This is a genomic window from Paraburkholderia phymatum, assembly GCF_038900715.1.
Taxonomy (GTDB): Bacteria; Pseudomonadota; Gammaproteobacteria; order Burkholderiales; family Burkholderiaceae; genus Paraburkholderia; species Paraburkholderia phymatum_A.
The window spans coordinates 411,207-428,009 of sequence record NZ_JAYMRZ010000005.1 but is presented as its reverse complement, the minus strand read 5'-3'; the positions used below and the strand labels follow the sequence as shown (position 1 = coordinate 428,009).

Below are 16,803 nucleotides of genomic sequence, written 5' to 3'. Positions count from 1 at the left end.
GTGGCTGTGGCTGTGGCTGTGGCTGTGGCTGTGGCTGTGGCTGTGGCTGTGGCTGTGGCTGTGGCTGTGGCTGTGGCTGTGGCTGTGGCTGTGGCTGTGGCTGTGGCTGTGGCTGTGGCTGTGGCTGTGGCTGCGGTTGCGGCTGCGGCTGCGGTTGCGGTTGCGGTTGCGGTTGCGGTTGCGGAGCCGATGCGGTTGCGGTTATGCGCTGCTCTTCCGGCCGGTCGTGCGAATTGCCGCTTTTGCTTCTACACGTAGAGATCGATTTCGTGGCGCGATCGATTTCTCGGCGCGACTGATTTCGTGGCGCATTCGCAAGCGGCGGGCTCGCCGTGCGCCGTCAGCGTTTCGCGGTCAGATCGAAAGCGCCGGCGTCGAAAGCCGTGCAGTACGCCTGCCAGTCCTTGACGACTTGCGCTTCGCATTGCGTCGCCAGATCGATCAGCGAGAGTTGCCATTTGCTCTTTTCGCCGAACGCGATCAGGTCATCGGCGATGGCGGACGCTTGCCGTCCGCTGCTGCGAAAATGCGCCCACGCGACCAGTTCCGCCATATTGCGCACGACGCTCTCCAGCCGCGGCAGCTTGCCGTTCCAGTTCTCCAGCGCGACGCGGTCTTCGGACGGCTGCAAGCCGCGCAGCACATACGGGCGCTTTTCGAATTCGACGGCATGCAGGAATGCCTGCGACACCACCTGATCGCGCCGCTGTATCTCGACGACGCGTTCCGCCTCGCTTGCCCATCGAGGCTGCGGCGTACCGACATTCGGCGCGGTCGCCGAAGGCAGTGCGAGCTTCATGTCGAGCAAATAGTTGCCGTCGGGCGAGCCCTTGCCTTCGACCAGAATCACGTAGCGGTCGACGCCCAGACTGCCCGTGCCCGCGATACGGCGCGCGACATCGATGATCTCGTAGAAAGCGGGATTCGGCTCGCGCTTCGCCAAGTCGTTCATGAACGCGGTGATTTTCTCGCGCGCTTTGTCGGTGACGGGCAACGCCTTCTTGCCGTCGACGCGCAGCGTCCGCTTCTTGCCCTTCAGTTCGGTGCGCCGGTTCAGATGATCGACACGCGAGCGCTGATGCAACGCAGCGAAAAGCTCGGCGACCATTCCTTCCGCCGTTTCCTCTTCGATCCAGCGTGCCTTGCCGAAACGCAGCGCGGCCGCGTATGAATCGACGGCGGTGTGGCATAGCGCGAGCGCTTCGGCGCGGCTGAGCTTCAGATCGTCGGTGGCGACGAGCACGCTTGTCAGCAGACGGATCATCTCGAACAGGCATGGCGCGAGGCAGGCTTCGTCGAAATCGTTGATGTCGAAATAGATAAGCCGGTTGTCGCCCTTATAGCTGCCGAAATTTTCCAGGTGCATGTCGCCGCAAATCCATGCGCGCGGTGAGCTTTCCAGCACGCTGCCGCTGGACAGACGCCTGTAGAACAGATGACAGGTGCCGCGCAAAAACACGAACGGCGATGTGCGCATGCGCGCGTACTTCATCGCAAGGCGTTCGGGATCACGGCCGGCGTTGAAGCGGGAAATTTCATCGACGACATCGAGCATGCTGGCCTCGCGCGGATAGTGTTCGATCACTTTCATTCTGTATCGACAGCCTTTCAGTTCCAAACGTTCGCGGGCGTGACTTCGCGATTCCATTGCGCCTCGACGCGTGGCTCGCATGTCGGTATGCGAACGGCCAGCAACCGTCGTTCCGTGGCCGCTGCCGTGGTCGACGCTGGCTCCATCGAATCCAGCCAGGCTGGTTCTTACGGATACGCGGCGTTTGCCGTATCTTGCCCGCTTGGCATACTTCAAAACGAACACAACGACGGGAGAACGACGTGGGGCAGCGAGTCAACGAATACGGCCAGCCGATCGGCGAACCGATGCCGAACTGGCAGCCAGCCAAAGCGCCGGGCGATCAGCCGATGACGGGACGCTATTGCCGGCTCGAACGCGTGAACGTCGAGCGTCACCTCGACGATCTGTACGACGCCTATCGCGCCGCGCCCGACGCCCGCGACTGGACGTACCTTTCCGTCGGCCCGTTCGATACGCGCGAAGCGTACCGCGACTGCCTCACCGCCCTCGCTGCGTCGCCTGATCCGCTGCATTACGCCGTGATCGAGCTGGCGACGGGCACGGCCATCGGCACGCTTTCGCTGATGCGCATCGACAAGTCGAACGGCGTGATCGAAGTCGGTTTTGTCGTGTTTTCGCGGCGCCTGCAAAAAACGCGGATGGCGACGGAGGCGATCTTTCTGCTGATGCAGCGCGTGTTCGACGATCTTGGCTACCGGCGCTTCGAATGGAAATGCGATGCGCTGAACGCGCCTTCGCGCGCCGCCGCGGCCCGCTTCGGCTTCACGTTCGAAGGCATCTTCCGCCAGGCCGTGACCTACAAGGGCCGCAACCGCGACACCGCGTGGTTCTCGATCATCGACAGCGAATGGCCGGCGCTGCGCGCGGGATTCGCGGAATGGCTCGATGAAACGAACTTCGACTTGCAAGGCATGCAGCGACGAACGTTGCAGGCGTGCATGACCGGCCGGCGCGAGTAGCGAGCGCTCGGCAGCGAGCGGCGAATGCGCGCGGCCGGGCTGTTGGCAGTGCGCGGTGAATGCCGGCCGCCGGGCTGTTGGCAGTGCGCGTCATGCGCAGTCAATGGCTCGGGACAACACCTGCGCCGTTGCACACCGATTTCCGGCGATGCGCGACGCGGGCGTCCTGTCGTCACATCATCAGGAATGCCTTCAGGCTGCGGCGGATCGCGTCGAGCTCACCTTGCGCGACGCGCTCTTCTCGGTACTCGCCGCGCCGTGCGACCCAATCGAGCGTAGTGATCTGATCGATCAACGCGACGCACGGCTTCGGCAATGCGGAAACAGGAATCTCCGTCGAAAATCCGCGCGCCTTTGTCGTGCAAGGCACGGCCACGACACGGTGCGTGGGACCGTTATGCGCCTCGTGTGACAGCACGACGACGGGCCGTGGATACCCACCGCCCTGTTCGTGCCCGACCACGGGTTCGAGCCTGATCCACAACACATCGCCGATCTCGGGAACGCCGTTTTTCATGTTGCTCCTTACCAGTCGTCCTGGTCCGTTGGGTCGGCAAGTTCGGAACCCACCGCGACGCCAAGATCGATAGTCGGATGCACGTCGTTGGGCCTCGCTGCGAGTTGCTCGCGATACTCGTCCCAGCTGAACGTCTTGACGGCAGGCGTTGCGACCAACGCGCCGTCCGCCACCACCATGTCCACTTCCTGATCTTCACGCAGGTGCAATTCCTCAGCCAGGCTCGCGGGAATTCTCACCGCAAGACTGTTTCCCCACCGCTTGATTGTCTGAATAGCCATAGCACCACCTTCGCCCGAGAAATTCAGATACACGATTTCCTCCTTCACAAAGGCCCATGAAGGACCAGAAGCGTCGCGCGTATCTACCATGTCGATACTGTGATGCTACGCGTCGCGGGTTAATGTGTCAACATCGTATCTACGTGCGATATCTGTGTGCGATCGGGTGGTTTGTATGACCGGTGCAGTCGCGTAGTGAATGTCGCATCGAGGGCGGCTCTGCACCATTCGGCCAGAAGGCATAGGAGAGTTTTAAGAACCGATGGGATGAAGGCGGCCTGGCGCTCGGCGGAAGATTCCCGTCGTGTGGCCCTTGTACGTTGTCTGTCGCTCTTCGACGTAGCCGCATTTTTGCGCGACCCGGCGCGACGCCACGTTGTCCGGCGCGATGATGCAGACGGTGTCGCCGCCCGGCCACTTCGCATCGGCCCACGTCAACGCGCCGCGCACCGCTTCCGTCGCATAGCCTTGCCCGTGCGCGGACGGCATCAGCACCCAGCCGATTTCCGGCGCGCCATCGAGCGGCGGATCGATCTCGCGCCGATAGTCCGCAAAGCCGACCTCGCCGACGAATCGTCCGCTGCGCTTCTCGCGGATCGTCCAGTAGCCGTAGCCCAGCGCGGCCCAATGTCCGACGTAACGCAAAAGCCGCGACCACACTTCTTCGCGGTTAAACGGCTTACCGCCGATAAAGCGCGTGACGATCTCGTCGGACCATAACGCAAGGCTCTCATCGAAATCCTCGACGACGTGAGGACGCAAAATCAGTCGATCGGTTTCAAGCTCAAGACGGGATGGGGACATGGCGCGCTTTCGATCCGGCAAACAGGAAAGCGCCGATCATCGCAGAAACGCGCGCCGAAGTGCGTCGGCGCGGTGGCGCGAGGCCCGCGCCAGAGTTGATGCGCATAAACTCGGATGCTGCCCGCCGGCGTCAGGGCGCGCGAAGTGGCACCGCTCAATGCACAACAAGCGAAGCGCAACGGTTCACGCAAGCGCCCGCTTCGCCCACAAAGTTCACGGCTGCGCATATGCCGCTTCGAGCGCGTTCACGTCGAGCTTCACCATCTGCATCATCGCTTGCATTACGCGCCTGGCCTTCATCGGGTCCTTGTCCTTCAGCATCTTGCCGAGCGCCGTCGGCACGATCTGCCACGAGATGCCGTAGCGGTCCGTGAGCCATCCGCATTGCTGCGGCGCGCCGCCGCCTTCGAGCAGCTTGTCCCACAGCGCGTCGACTTCCGCTTGCGATTCGCACTTCACGAACATCGAAATCGCCGGAGAAAACGTGAATTGCGGGCCGCCGTTTAACGCGATGAATTCCCGGCCCTCGAGATGGAACGTCATCGACAGCACACTGCCCGGCGTGCCCGGTCCCGCTTCGCCGTAGTGCATCACATCGTCGATGCTCGAATTGGTGAAGATGCCTGTGTAGAACTTCACGGCTTCCTCCGCCTTGCCGTCGAACCACAGGCATGTCGCTATCTTGTCCATCGGATCTCCTTGATTGTTGTATCGCGCGATGTCGGGACAAAAAGATACGCGGGCGTCGCCTCGGAACACGTCGAGGCCGCCCACGTCGCCTGCATCACCATGTCGTCAACATCGCGCGTCTGACGCCGCCGCGCAACGTCCGCCATCGCGCAACGTCAGCCCATCGCGGGGCGAGTTTTGAACGCGGCTATTCGCGGCCGGCCGCGAATAGCCGCATCCGCCGCTCCGCGAGACGGCGACGGCGACTCACGTCGCCGACACCACTAACACCACTGATGCTACTGACGCCCCTGCGCCATCTGCGCCATTGCCTGCTTCATTTCTTCAGGCGTGACATCGCGCTTGTGCGTCGCGACCGACCACCGATGGCCGAACGGATCTTCGACCTGGCCGTAACGGTCGCCCCAGAACATATCGGCGGCGGGCATCGTCACCTTGGCGCCTGCCGCTTCCGCTTGCGCGATCGTGGCGTCGGCATCGTCGACATACAGATGCAGCACGACAGGCGAGCCCTTCAGCGCCTTCGGCCCTAGCGACGCACCGCCGCCGCAATCGGGCATTTCGTCGACGAGCATCAGCGTCGAATCGCCGATTTTCAGCGATGCGTGCATCAGCTTGCCGCCGGGACCGGGCATACGGACCTGCTCGATTGCGTTGAATGCTTTCTTGTAGAACTCGATGGCTTCCGCTGCGCCCGCGACGATGATATGCGGCGTCAACGAGTGCATGCCCTCGGGGATGGGCTTGACGGCTGAGGTGGACATGATCGTGTCTCTCCTTTGTCGACGGGAGTCGGCATGTCCACGGGAGTTGTCGCCTGGCGGCTGCTCCCGTCCCATGCCTTGCTCGCGTCGTATGCAAGATGGTTGCTGGATGAAAGGGTTGATGCGTGACGAAGCTTCGCAGGACAGCGAGTCTTCACCACTATGACGAACAAAGCACCTTCAGATCGACACGCGCAACCAATTTTTTTGCGAGGCATCGGGTGGCATCAAAACGTCATCAAGGCGGCATCAAAACGTCACCGAGCGTCATGAAAGCGCCGGATCAAGCCGGCCGCCAATGGCCCGGCACCCACTCCCAGTGATTCCCTTCCCACCGATAGTGGCCCTTCACCCAGCGATAGCCCGGCGCCGGCGGCGCGGACATCACTTCCGCGACGGGCGCGGGCTGCGGCGGACGAGACGGTTCGACGACGTAGCAGGCCGAAAGCGTCGATGCGCACAGCGCGCCCAACACCAGCGTGCGCAGCGTCGCGGACTTCAGATTCGATGCGTATTTCAAGATTTTCTCCCTGTTAGTTTTTGAGGTTTAGGAAAAAGGAAACGCCGATCGCCGCCAGCGACGAAAGCTATATGCGAATCAGCCCCGTCATCGGCCGCGGGCTGCGCTCCTGCGCGAACAGCGTGCGCACGGTCTTGTGCGGATCGAGTCCGAGACTTTCGCTCGCGACACCGGCAATCAGCGCATCCAGCGACGCCGTCGGCTTAAGATCGCGTGCCTCATACAGATCGCTCTGACGCAGCCCCGGCCAGTCCGCGACGACGCGCCCGCCCTCCACCGCGCCGCCGATCACCATCGCCACCGATGCCGTTCCGTGATCCGTCCCGCCTGTGCCGTTCGCCGCCGCCATGCGGCCGAATTCGGTGGCCACGAGCACCGTGGTCTTGCTCCACGCCGGTCCGAGCCCGTCGCGTAATGCGGCGAGCATCGTATCGAGCGCCTTCAGTTGCGCGGCGAGTCGCGGCATCTGCGCGCTGTGGGTGTCCCAGCCGCCCGTTTCGATCATCGCGATACGCGGGCCGTCGTCGCGCGACAGAAAGCCGGCCGCCAGCTTGCCGAGGCTCGCCGGGTCTTGACGCGCACCGGCATCGCCCGCGAGGCCGCGCGCCGCCATCGCCGATTCCCACAACGGACGCAACTGCGCATCCTGCTCGTAAAGCTGCGAGACGCGCACGAGCAGATCGTCAGGCGCCTGCGGCAGCGCGGAAGGCGCATACGATGCGACGCCCGCCGGACCGCGCAACGCCATCGGCACCGTCGGCGCGAAGGCGATCGCGTTCTCGCGCGTCGTCGCGCCGTTCGTCGCGCGGGTCGACGCGCGGTTCGCCCGATTGGCGCCCGGCATCATCCCGACGAGGCGATTGAGCCAGCCGTCCTTCACCTGATACGGCGACGCGCCGCCCGTCTCCAGCACGTTTTGTCCGTCGAAGTGTGAGCGGTCCCGATACGGCGACGCGACGGCATGCACGAACAGCGCCTCGCGCCGGTCGTACATCTGCCCGATCTGCGCCAGCGACGGATGCAGCGCGAACAGGCCGTCGAGCTTCGACGACGACGACGTATCGACGGCCAGCGCGCCGCGCAGCGCCGCATACGCGGGATCGGCATAAGGCACGACCGTGTTCAGGCCATCGGCCGCGCCGCGCTGGATCACGAAGACGAAGCGGCGGTCCGTCGCGACGCGCGCGAACACCATCTGCGGCGCGACCAGCATCGCACCCGCGCCGGCTGCGGCCACACGGATGAAACTGCGGCGGGTGAGCATGGCTATCTCCGTTGAAAGTCGGGCGACACGAGCAGCAGCGCGAGCGCCGTCGATGCGCTTTCCGCGCGCGACACCGCCAGTTCCGTCGGCTCGCTCAACGAGCCCGCCATCAGCGTCTGCCCCAGCGTGCGCGGATCGATCCGGTCGCCGACACGCGACGCCATACGCTGCGCGATCTCGACGCGCCGCACGAGGGCATCGGGCGCGGCCCAGCTCGCGGCGATGTCGTCGTAACCGGCGGGCGAACCGGGACGCCACACCTGCTGGCCGAGCTGCGTGAGAACGGGCGCCATCTGCACGGCGCCGTTCCCGTTGCTCGCGCTGTTCAGGTTGCGCATGCCGAGCCCGCGCAGCGACGAAATCGTCCATTCCCACGGCGACTTGAACTTGACGGCAACAGGCGACCACGCGGCGTCGCTGTCGATCAACGCGCGATAGACGGTCGGCAGATCGCCGCGGCTGCGCATGAAGGCCGTCGCCAGTTGATCGACGACATCGGGCGGCGGGTTATCGGCGACGAAATGGCGCGCGAGCTTCGTTGCGACGTGCGTCGCCGTGGCAGGCGAGGTCGAGAGATCGTGCAGCACGGCGAGCGTTTGCCCTTCGCCCGGCTGATCGTAGCGGCGGCCCATGATGGTCCGCGTGCCCGGCTCATGCAGTTGCGCACGGAACACGAATGCGCCCGGCGGCGCGTTGTTCGGCTGCGGACCCTGAGCGCCCGCAATGCTCCAGCCCGTCATCGCGCGTGCGAACTCGGTGACGTCGTCCTGCGTATAGCCGCTGCGCACGCCGAGCGTGTGCAGCTCCATGATCTCGCGCGCGAGGTTTTCGTTGAGGCCGGGCTTGCGGTTCGGATTGCGCTGCGCTGCACGCATGGCGGCGGCGCTGTCGGGACCGACCGAACGCGTCTGATCGAGAAAGAGCTGCATCGCGGGATGACGCTCGACGGCCACCAGCATGTCCTCGAACCGGCCGAGCACATGCGGGCGGATCGCTTCCGCCTCGAACGCGCCCGCGAACGACGCGACCTGGGCTTTATCGACGGAGACCGCGAAGTGATTGGCCCAGAAGTGCACGAGCCGCTCGATGAAGGGCGCGGGCGTCGTCAGCGCACTTGCGACGCGGGCGTTCACGGCCGAGCGGTAGGTGTCGCGCGCTTCCATGCGCACCGCTTTGTTCGCGGCCTGGCGAGCGGCTTTCTTCGCATCGTCGGTGTTGGCGGTGTCGGCGCGCGCGCTGCCGGCGTTCGTGCCGCTCGCGGATGCGCTCGCCGCGTTCGTCGAACTGGCCGCCGCGTTCGCCATCGCCTGCTGGCGTTGTTGCGCCAGCTCGGCCGCGATCGCCAGCGACGTCGGTTGATCCGCCCATGCAGTGGGCATCGGCTGATACGCGTCGAATTGCGCGGCGAGCCACGCCTTCGGATTGGCGGGCGGCGCCTCGTCGGCGCGCGCGCCGAGGCCGAACCGGTTCATCGCGATCGCGGCCGCGCTCAACGGCGGGGCCGTCATTGCAACGGATGAATTGGCCATGCTCGCTCCTGTGTCGCCGGTTATGCGCTTTGTCGATGTGCGTTAAACGGTGCGTGCCGCGCTTTTCCGTCGCTGCTTTTGTCGATGTTTTTTCCGCCCGGCGATGCAGGCAGTTCACTCGCTCGCGGGCTCGTCGCCCTGCTCCCGCCGAAGGTCCTGCTGAAGCTGTTGCTGCGCATGCTTTGCCTGTTGCGCCTGCTGCTGTGCCTGCGCGATCCGCCACTGGCCGCGCTCCCTCAGCCCTTCGGCAAACTTCACGCGCTCATCCGGCGACAGCGTCGCGGCGAAATCCGCGACGCTCTGCTCGACGCGCGAACGCAGCGCGATATCGGCTTCGCGCGTGCGGTTCAACGCCGTATCGAGCGCCGCGCGATCCAGTTGCGGCGCGGACAGCAGACGCAGCACCTCGCGCCGCTCTTCGCGGCCTTCGCGCGCATAGGGCCGCGCCTCGCGACGCGCGGCCTTCAGCGCATCGACGAACTGCTGCTGCCGTTGCGCCGACAGCCCTTCCGCCGCGAAGCGCAGCGCGCGCGGCTGCGGCGGCGCGGCGACCGTCGTGCGCCCATGCGCGATGAACCATTGATATGCGCCGCCCGCCACGCCGCCGATCATGAACACGTTGAGCACCAGCGAGCCGATCAACAGAAATTTCCAGCCGCGTCCGCTCATTCGCCGCTCCAATCGGCGGCGGTGCCGCCAAAACCCGTTGTCAGATACGAAGATTCCGATGCCGGCGACGGCGAGCCCGTCACGAGGAAGAAAGACACGGCGAACGCACCCGCGAATCCGCCGATCAGGCCGACGCCCGCGAACGCCGCGCCCGACCACCACAACCCGGCGCGCCGCGAGCGCCAGCCGGGCAGCGTCAGCCAGCGCGGACGTTTTCTTGCTGATGCCGGTGCGGGCGCGGGCGCCGACGCGACAATGCGCTCGATGAACGCAGCATCCGGCGCTTCGACGCTATCGCTCGCGAGCCACGCATCGAGTCGCGCGGCTTCGTCGAGCAGCGCGTCGGCTTCGCTGCGATGCTGGTCGGCCCACTCGCACGCAGCGGCCCGCTCCGCGTCGGGCCAGTGGCGCGCGTCGGCGCCGTATGCATCGACGATGGCGCGAAATCTTTCTGGTGTCATCGCAAGTCCCTCGTTCCGGCGAGATCGTCGCCAGCCAGTCGAGCGCGCAGATTGCGGCGTGCGCGCGCGAGCAGGCTTTCGAGCGCGTCGACGGTGATGCCCATCAACGCGGCCGCCTCGATATTCGACAGTTCCTGGTAGTAGTTGAGCACGAGCGCCTCGCGCTGACGCGTCGGCAACGCGGCGAGCGCCGCGCGCACACGTGCGTCGCGCGACTGCGCTTCGAGTTGCGCATCGGGCGCGGCAACGGGGTCGGGCTCGTCGGGCACGGCGTCGACGGGCTCTTCGCGGTGTCCGCGCAGGCGGTCATAGCAGAGGTTCAGCGCGACGCGATGCAGCCACGTGTCGAAACGCGCTTCGCCCTCGCGCCAGTTCGGCGCCTGCTTCCAGATGCGCACGAACGCTTCCTGCGCGACGTCTTCGGCTTCCATACGGTCTCCCAGCATCCGCATCGCGAGCGCCAGCAGACGCGGCAACTTGCGCGCGACGAGCGCGCGGACAGCGGCCGGCTCCTGCCTGCCGACGCCCGCAACCAGTTCCGCGTCCGGATCGTGCCCGCTCAACGCGCGCCGCTCCGCTCGCGCCGCGCGCGTGGCGCGGAATCTCTCGCGACAAGACGTTCTGTCACTTGCCGTCGCTCCGTGTCATGGGTGACTTCGTATGGACCGTGGGGACCGCATGGACCACCGTATGGACCTATGGACCTATGGACGCAGCGAACCCTAGCATGTGCGCCTTTCGCGGCACCTACGCTAGCCCCCCGCATCCCCTCGACGATCCGATCAATACACGACGACGGCCGGCCGCCACGTATAAGGCCGCGCCGGCACCACCACACAACCCGCCAGCGTCACGGCAAGCAACGCCAGCATCAGCCATAGCCGCTTTTTCATCGTCTTCTCCCTGGTCGACGCACCGTTGCCGCCCCGATCAGAGCGCCCAGTGGCCCGGCGCCCAGCGCCAGTTCGGACCGCGCGCGACCCAGTGTCCCGGCACCCAGCGATAGCCCACCCGCACGCCCTGCCAATGCCCCGGCACCCACGCGTAGCCGCCATGAGCCCAGCGCCAGTGGCCCGGGTCCCACGCGTAGCCTGCGCGCGGCGGCGGCACGACTTCGGCGCGCGGCGGGGGCGGCGCCATCGGCGCGACGATCACCTGAGCGAATGCCGCCGAAGCGCTCAGCGCGAGCACGCCCGCCGCCAGCAGGCGCAAGAATTTCTGCGTGTTCATTGCGTTCTCCCTTGGTTCGGTTGCCGGTCTGAAAATCGTCCGGTTCATTGCTTGAACGCGCGGGCGCGGAAAATCCGTCGCGGATTCTCTTGGGTTTTTTCGGCGCGGCCGCCTGGTGGCGCGCGCGCCGGGGAATGAGTATCGTCAGGTGTGACCTTCATGCGACAGGAGCCGCGAGTGACGAACAACGACTGGTTCTCGAAGTTCTCGACGAGTCTTTCCTCGATGGCGGGAAAACCCGCGACGTTCGTCATCGCGGTCGCGCTCGTCATCGTGTGGGCCGTCAGCGGGCCGATGTTCCATTTCAGCGATACCTGGCAACTGGTGATCAACACGTCGACGACGATCGTCACCTTCCTGATGGTGTTCCTGATCCAGAACACGCAAAACCGCGACACGGCCGCGATGCAGATCAAGCTCGACGAGCTGATCCGCGCGCTCGACGGCGCGCACAATGCGCTGCTCGATCTGGAGGAGCTGAACGAAAAGGAGCTCACGCGATTTCGCCGGCGCTACGAGCGACTCGCCGAAGACGCGCGCAACGCGCTGCGCTCGGGCGGCGTGGATACCGACTCGCCGTTCGTCGACGAAAGCGACGACGATGACAAAGGCCCGCGCCGCAACAACGACAGCGCCCGGCGCCATACAAAAGGGCCGTGACGGATGCCGCAAGCCCGTCCGCCGGATTTGCACGACGATGCCGAAGGCCACTCGCTCGCGCGGCGCTATCCGCGCGGTCTGCGCATCGACCCGCATTCGCATACATGGGCGCAGGTGCTATATGCCGTGTCGGGCGTGATGTGGGTCGAGGTCGGGCGCGAGGCGCTCGTCGTTCCGCCGCAGCGCGCCGTCTGGCTGCCCGCCGGCACCGAGCACTCGATCCACATGATGAGCGACGTCGAGATGCGCAATCTGTATCTGCAAGAGCGCAGCATCGGCCATCTGAGCGCGCGCAGCGATGTGTTCGAGATCAACGGCCTGTTGCGCGAACTGATTGCGTCGATCGCCGAGCACGAACAGGCGCGCACGCGCGACGACGATTATGTGGGCACCGCGTACCGGCTCGCGATGCTCGAACTTGCGCATGCGCCGCGTTCGTCGCTGCGCATTCCGCTGCCCGATGCATCGGACCGCAGGCTCGATGCGCTGTGCCGCGCGGTGATCGACAACCCGTCGAATGCGATCAGCTTCGAGCAGCACGCGGCGTCCGTGGGCGCGAGTGTGCGGACGCTCGCGCGGCTCTTCACGCGCGAACTGGGTGTCGGATTCGCGGAGTGGCGCAGGCAGGTGCAACTGGCCGTCGCGGTGTCGGGGCTCGCGGAAGGGCGTGCCGTCGGCAGCATCGCGCGCTCGCTGGGCTATCTGCCGAGCAGCTTCAGCGATATGTTCCGCCGCGAGCTCGGCGCGCCGCCGACCGACTTCGATCCGCACGCGACGCTTTCCGTATCGGCTGGGACGAAGTCCTGACGCGTCGGCGCCTTCTTCGCGCTATCGGGCGCGCAGGCGGCAGTTTCGGCAAGCGCGCTCGCCGCTGTTGAGCGAGAATTCGGGAGCGTCGGCGGCGCGGACAGGTGGATGCCGGTCGCCGCTACGGCCAAACCTTAAACATGAGGAAACGTGAAATGAGCAAGGGATACTGGGTCACTGTCTACCGGAAGACGAACGACGCATCGGCGCTGGCCGCTTATGCGCAACTCGCGGCGCCCGCCATTACGGCTGCGGGCGGCAAGTTCATCGTGCGCGGCGCCGCCGACGAAGTGCGCGAACAGGGCTTGAAGGAACGGACCGTCGTCATCGAGTTTCCGACGTACGAGCAGGCCGTCGCCGCCTACGACAGCGACGCGTACAAGAAGGCGCTGGCAGCACTCGGCAATGCCGTCGAGCGCGACTTGCGCATCGTGCGCGGCGCGGAATAACGGCACTCGCCGCGGCGCTCGTGATGCGCTCGCGTCGCGGCGATAACGCGGGCTTGCGCGCCGGCGCAATGCGAAGTCAGTAGCGAATGACCATCGGCAGGCCGGCGCTGTCGCGTGGTTCTTCGACGGGCAGCATGATCGCGCTGCCCTTCGCGATGCGCCGGGCGCTCCACAGCACGGCAAACGCATCGAGCACATCGTCTTTCTGCACATGGCGCGAAACGCGCTCATCGAGCGCGGCTTGCAGTGATGCGCCGAACACGGGGTCGAGCAACGCCTTTCTTCGAGCATGCCCGTCCGCCGTCGTCTTTCCTTCGATCAATCCCGTCTCTTCGCCGCCTTGCTCTGCCTGAAGGTGCATGAAGGCCAGCTCGGGATGAACCTCGAACACACGCGATGCATCGCGCGCGCTTGCCCGCAGCGTCTGATCGACGTCGGCGATCTTGGGAAGAATGTTGAACGCCTGTTGCGAGATGCCTTTACCCGTCGCTTCGCGGTTCAGATCGCATGCTTGCCGGAACGATTCCGCGTCGAGCGCCTGACGCACGGGCGTCTCGAACACCGACGCGCTGCGCGGCCATTTGAGTCGCTTCCTCGCTTCGGCATCGCACGCGCGATAGCCAGATGACGACAGGCCGATCGGCATATCGACGGCCACGATGGCGGGCGCCGTGGCCCACGCAAGCAGATCGGCAAACGACGCGCAGATGCGCGCCGAAATCGCACCCGTCCGTGCGTCCTGCTTGACGGCATACCAGCCGCCCTTGCAGCCGTCCACGCCGACCAGGTCTGGCGTTGGCCCGATATCGTCACGCATGGCGATCGTTTCCGGTGAATCGTTGTGATTGAATGAGCGAAGCTCGACGATACCGCCTCCCTCGCCGACTGTCCGATATTCGAAAGCACTTGTCTGAACGCCGTCGTGCCAGTCACCTAGACTGGCGCCATACGCTGCATCGCCCGTGCGACGCGGCAAGCGAATCCACCGAATCCGACAACATCTAGGAGCGGCGATGAAAGCGATCCAGTTCAAGTCTTTTGGCGGTCCCGAAGTCCTCGACTATGGCGATGTCCCCACGCCCGCCGTCGATAGCGAAAGCGCCATCGTGCAGGTGAAAGCCGCCTCGGTGAATCCGAGCGACGTGAAGAATCTCTCCGGCCATTTCGCGCACACCACGCTGCCGCGCATTCCGGGGCGCGACTTCAGCGGCGTCGTGGTCGAAGGCCCCGCCGATTGGGTCGGCGCCGACGTGTGGGGCACGGGCGGCGACATCGGCTTCACGCGCGACGGCACGCACGCGCAGTTCATCAAGGTTCCCGCCGCCGCGCTGTCGCGCAAGCCCCACTCGCTGACGCACGAACAGGCGGCTGCGATCGGCGTGAACTTCGTGGTTGCGTGGCTGGGTGTCGTCGATTACGCGCAGTTGGTCGCGGGCGAAACGGTCGCCGTCATCGGCGCGAGCGGCGGCGTCGGCGGCGCGGTCGTGCAGATCGCGAAGTCGCGCGGCTGCCGGGTAATCGCCGTCGACCGGCGCGAGCCCGACGCGGACTCTCCCGCCGGCCGCCTGATCGACCACTACGTGCCGATCGACGACAACGCCGCACAGCGCGTCAAGGAACTCGGCGGCGCGGACGTCGTGTATGACGCGGTCGGCGGCGTCGCGTTCGAGACGGCGCTCAAGCTCGCGAAGTGGCGCGGCCGCGTCGTCGAGATCAGCGCGACGGGCAAGCGGCGCGTCGAGTTCGACCTGATCGACTTCTACCACAACGAAACGCAGCTCTTCGGCGCGGATAGCGCAAAGCTCGGCGTCGCCGACTCCGCGCGGATGATGACGGAACTGGCGACCGTGTTCGACAGCGGCGCATTGCAGGCGCCTTCGATTGCGCAGACCTTCGCGCTGGAACAGGCGCGCGACGCTTACGCGGCCGTCGCGGGCGGCACGCGCGGGCGCGTGGTCATTGCGATGTGATGCAACGTCACCGGAGACTCGTATGAAAGCCTATATCGTGTCGCTGGCGGCGGGCGTTGCCGTCGGCCTGCTGTACAACGTCATCGACGTGAAATCGCCCGCGCCGCCCATCGTCGCGCTGATTGGCTTGCTGGGCATGGTCGCGGGCGAGCACGCGATTCCGTTCGTGCGCACGGTGCTTGCGCACGTGACGAGCTGAATGCGCCGATTAACTATCGAAGCACCGCCGCCGACTCGAAGCGCGCTTACGCATGCGATTCCGCTGGTGCGCACGCTGCTCGCGCACGTGACCAGCTGACACGCCGACTAACCGCGCCTCGACGCCAACAAAAAGTGCGCTCACTGCATGCGTCCATGCGCGCCGCTCATTTCGCGCGCGCGTTCGAGCAGCAGTTCGCGTTCGCGCGCATTGCGCGTCATCGAAGCGGCGCGTTCGAATTCGGAGCGCGCTTCGTCGTTGCGGCCGAGCTTCGCGAGCAAATCGCCCCGCACGCTCGGCAGCCAGTGATAGTTTTTCAGCGACGCTTCGTCCGCCAGTCCATCGACGATTTCCATCGCCGCCATCGGCCCATACGCCATGCCGACGGCAACGGCGCGATTCAGCTCGACCACGGGCGACGGCGCGACCTCGGCAAGCGCATCGTAGAGCGCGACGATCTGCGTCCAGTCGGTATCGGCGGCCGTGCGGGCGCGCGCGTGACACGCGGCAAGCGCCGCCTGCAACGTGTACGGGCCGCTCATGCCGTCGAGCGCCTCCGAGCGATCCAGCGCGGCCAGCCCGCGCCGGATCAAGAGCGGGTCCCAGCGGCTGCGGTCCTGATCGAGCAGCAGCACGGGCCGCCCTTGCGGATCGACGCGCGCATGCGTGCGCGATGCCTGAATCTCCATCAGCGCGACGAGGCCGTGCACTTCGCTTTCGTCCGGCATCAGCCCGGCCAGCACGCGGCCGAGACGCAGCGCTTCTTCGCATAGTGAAGGACGCATCCAGTCGTCGCCCGCCGTCGCCGAGTAGCCTTCGTTGAAGACCAGATAGATCACTTCGAGCACCGACGCGAGCCGCACCGCGCGATCGTTCGCCTGCGGCACCTCGAACGGCACTTTTGCCGCCGCGAGCGTCTTCTTCGCGCGCACGATGCGTTGCGCGATGGTCGGCTCGGGCACGAGAAACGCGCGCGCGATCTCGTCTGTCGTGAGGCCGCCGAGCAGGCGCAACGTGAGCGCGACGCGCGCGTCCTTCGACAGCACCGGGTGACACGCGGTAAATACGAGCCGCAGCAGGTCGTCGCCGATGTCGTCGGCGCGCGCGGCGTCGAGTGCATCGACGAAATCCGGCACGATGTGGACCTCCATCGCGTCCATGTCCGCGCCGAGCTCCTCGTGCTTGCGCGCGTGCAGCGCGTCCTGCCGCCAGCGGTCGAGCGCGCGGTTCTTCGCGGTCGCCATCAGCCATGCTCCGGGGTTGTCGGGCACGCCCGCATCGGGCCACGTTTCGAGCGCGACGACCAGCGCGTCCTGCGCCAGTTCTTCGGCCACGCCGACGTCGCGCACGATCCGCGCGACATGAGCGATGACCTTCGCGGATTCGATCCGCCAGACTGCCTCGATCGCACGGTGAGTCGCAGCCGTCGTCACGGC

22 protein-coding genes are annotated in these 16,803 nt (G+C 65.8%); 7 read left to right on the top strand and 15 right to left on the bottom strand.

What is annotated here, in order from left to right; genetic code table 11:
- Positions 1-258, top strand: a 258-nt coding sequence (locus tag VSR68_RS13055) for a hypothetical protein (protein ID WP_342940244.1), incomplete at its 5' end; no start/stop codon positions are given.
- A gap of 82 nt (positions 259-340) precedes the next feature.
- On the opposite strand, the gene VSR68_RS13050 is transcribed toward VSR68_RS13055, so the two are convergent.
- On the bottom strand, positions 341-1,555 hold the full coding sequence (locus VSR68_RS13050) for a DUF2252 domain-containing protein (RefSeq protein ID WP_342940258.1): 1,215 nt from the start codon (positions 1,553-1,555) through the stop codon (positions 341-343).
- 278 nt (positions 1,556-1,833) lie between these two features.
- Here VSR68_RS13050 and VSR68_RS13045 point away from each other — a divergent pair, with 278 nt between their 5' ends.
- On the top strand, positions 1,834-2,553 hold the full coding sequence (locus VSR68_RS13045) for a GNAT family protein (protein WP_342940243.1): 720 nt from the start codon (positions 1,834-1,836) through the stop codon (positions 2,551-2,553).
- Between the two features lie 172 nt (positions 2,554-2,725).
- Here VSR68_RS13045 and VSR68_RS13040 read toward each other — a convergent pair whose 3' ends face one another.
- From VSR68_RS13040 to VSR68_RS12985, 12 genes are all read right to left on the bottom strand, one after another.
- Positions 2,726-3,070 (bottom strand): type II toxin-antitoxin system PemK/MazF family toxin, encoded by a 345-nt coding sequence (locus VSR68_RS13040; protein WP_342940242.1) that lies wholly within the window; start codon positions 3,068-3,070, stop codon positions 2,726-2,728.
- Positions 3,071-3,078: 8 nt separating this feature from the next.
- Positions 3,079-3,384 (bottom strand): AbrB/MazE/SpoVT family DNA-binding domain-containing protein, encoded by a 306-nt coding sequence (locus VSR68_RS13035; protein ID WP_342940241.1) that lies wholly within the window; start codon positions 3,382-3,384, stop codon positions 3,079-3,081.
- Positions 3,385-3,603: 219 nt separating this feature from the next.
- On the bottom strand, positions 3,604-4,155 hold the full coding sequence (locus VSR68_RS13030; RefSeq protein WP_342940240.1) for a GNAT family N-acetyltransferase: 552 nt from the start codon (positions 4,153-4,155) through the stop codon (positions 3,604-3,606).
- Between the two features lie 213 nt (positions 4,156-4,368).
- On the bottom strand, positions 4,369-4,845 hold the full coding sequence (locus VSR68_RS13025; protein WP_342940239.1) for a VOC family protein: 477 nt from the start codon (positions 4,843-4,845) through the stop codon (positions 4,369-4,371).
- A gap of 278 nt (positions 4,846-5,123) precedes the next feature.
- Positions 5,124-5,609 carry a VOC family protein gene (locus VSR68_RS13020; protein ID WP_342940238.1) on the bottom strand — a complete coding sequence of 162 codons (486 nt, stop codon included), beginning with the start codon at positions 5,607-5,609 and terminating at the stop codon, positions 5,124-5,126.
- A 283-nt stretch (positions 5,610-5,892) separates the two neighbouring features.
- On the bottom strand, positions 5,893-6,111 hold the full coding sequence (locus VSR68_RS13015) for a hypothetical protein (protein ID WP_342940257.1): 219 nt from the start codon (positions 6,109-6,111) through the stop codon (positions 5,893-5,895).
- Positions 6,112-6,196: 85 nt separating this feature from the next.
- Entirely contained in the window at positions 6,197-7,393 is a 1,197-nt protein-coding gene (locus VSR68_RS13010; RefSeq protein WP_342940237.1) for a DUF1501 domain-containing protein, read from the bottom strand.
- Positions 7,394-7,395: 2 nt separating this feature from the next.
- On the bottom strand, positions 7,396-8,922 hold the full coding sequence (locus VSR68_RS13005; RefSeq protein WP_342940236.1) for a DUF1800 domain-containing protein: 1,527 nt from the start codon (positions 8,920-8,922) through the stop codon (positions 7,396-7,398).
- A 114-nt stretch (positions 8,923-9,036) separates the two neighbouring features.
- Positions 9,037-9,591, bottom strand: a complete 555-nt coding sequence (locus VSR68_RS13000) for a periplasmic heavy metal sensor (protein WP_342940235.1) — start codon at positions 9,589-9,591, stop codon at positions 9,037-9,039.
- Complete coding sequence (locus tag VSR68_RS12995) at positions 9,588-10,052, bottom strand: hypothetical protein (RefSeq protein ID WP_342940234.1); 465 nt, start codon at positions 10,050-10,052, stop codon at positions 9,588-9,590. The genes VSR68_RS13000 and VSR68_RS12995 overlap by 4 nt, the downstream gene beginning before the upstream one ends.
- Positions 10,049-10,615 (bottom strand): RNA polymerase sigma factor, encoded by a 567-nt coding sequence (locus tag VSR68_RS12990; RefSeq protein WP_428983498.1) that lies wholly within the window; start codon positions 10,613-10,615, stop codon positions 10,049-10,051. Before VSR68_RS12990 ends, VSR68_RS12995 begins: the two co-directional genes overlap by 4 nt.
- A 367-nt stretch (positions 10,616-10,982) precedes the next feature.
- Entirely contained in the window at positions 10,983-11,282 is a 300-nt protein-coding gene (locus tag VSR68_RS12985) for a hypothetical protein (protein WP_342940233.1), read from the bottom strand.
- Between the two features lie 177 nt (positions 11,283-11,459).
- Here VSR68_RS12985 and VSR68_RS12980 point away from each other — a divergent pair, with 177 nt between their 5' ends.
- The 3 genes from VSR68_RS12980 (at position 11,460) to VSR68_RS12970 (ending at position 13,198) form a co-directional block, all read left to right on the top strand.
- Positions 11,460-11,942, top strand: coding sequence for a low affinity iron permease family protein (locus tag VSR68_RS12980; protein ID WP_342940232.1), 483 nt, complete (start codon positions 11,460-11,462; stop codon positions 11,940-11,942).
- Between the two features lie 3 nt (positions 11,943-11,945).
- The gene (locus VSR68_RS12975) at positions 11,946-12,749 is read left to right on the top strand and encodes a helix-turn-helix transcriptional regulator (RefSeq protein WP_342940231.1); all 804 of its coding nucleotides are present in this window, start codon (positions 11,946-11,948) and stop codon (positions 12,747-12,749) included.
- 155 nt (positions 12,750-12,904) lie between these two features.
- Positions 12,905-13,198 carry a DUF1330 domain-containing protein gene (locus VSR68_RS12970; protein WP_342940230.1) on the top strand — a complete coding sequence of 98 codons (294 nt, stop codon included), beginning with the start codon at positions 12,905-12,907 and terminating at the stop codon, positions 13,196-13,198.
- Between the two features lie 76 nt (positions 13,199-13,274).
- Here the strand turns inward: VSR68_RS12970 and VSR68_RS12965 are convergent, their stop codons facing one another.
- On the bottom strand, positions 13,275-14,015 hold the full coding sequence (locus VSR68_RS12965) for a DUF429 domain-containing protein (protein ID WP_342940229.1): 741 nt from the start codon (positions 14,013-14,015) through the stop codon (positions 13,275-13,277).
- Positions 14,016-14,211: 196 nt separating this feature from the next.
- Here VSR68_RS12965 and VSR68_RS12960 point away from each other — a divergent pair, with 196 nt between their 5' ends.
- A complete protein-coding gene (locus tag VSR68_RS12960) occupies positions 14,212-15,168 on the top strand; it encodes a zinc-binding alcohol dehydrogenase family protein (protein ID WP_342940228.1) in 957 nt (318 codons plus the stop codon).
- A 22-nt stretch (positions 15,169-15,190) separates the two neighbouring features.
- Positions 15,191-15,367 (top strand): DUF1427 family protein, encoded by a 177-nt coding sequence (locus tag VSR68_RS12955; RefSeq protein ID WP_342940227.1) that lies wholly within the window; start codon positions 15,191-15,193, stop codon positions 15,365-15,367.
- Between the two features lie 140 nt (positions 15,368-15,507).
- Here the strand turns inward: VSR68_RS12955 and VSR68_RS12950 are convergent, their stop codons facing one another.
- A complete protein-coding gene (locus VSR68_RS12950) occupies positions 15,508-16,800 on the bottom strand; it encodes an RNA polymerase sigma factor (RefSeq protein ID WP_342940226.1) in 1,293 nt (430 codons plus the stop codon).
- Between the last annotated feature and the right edge of the window lie 3 nt (positions 16,801-16,803).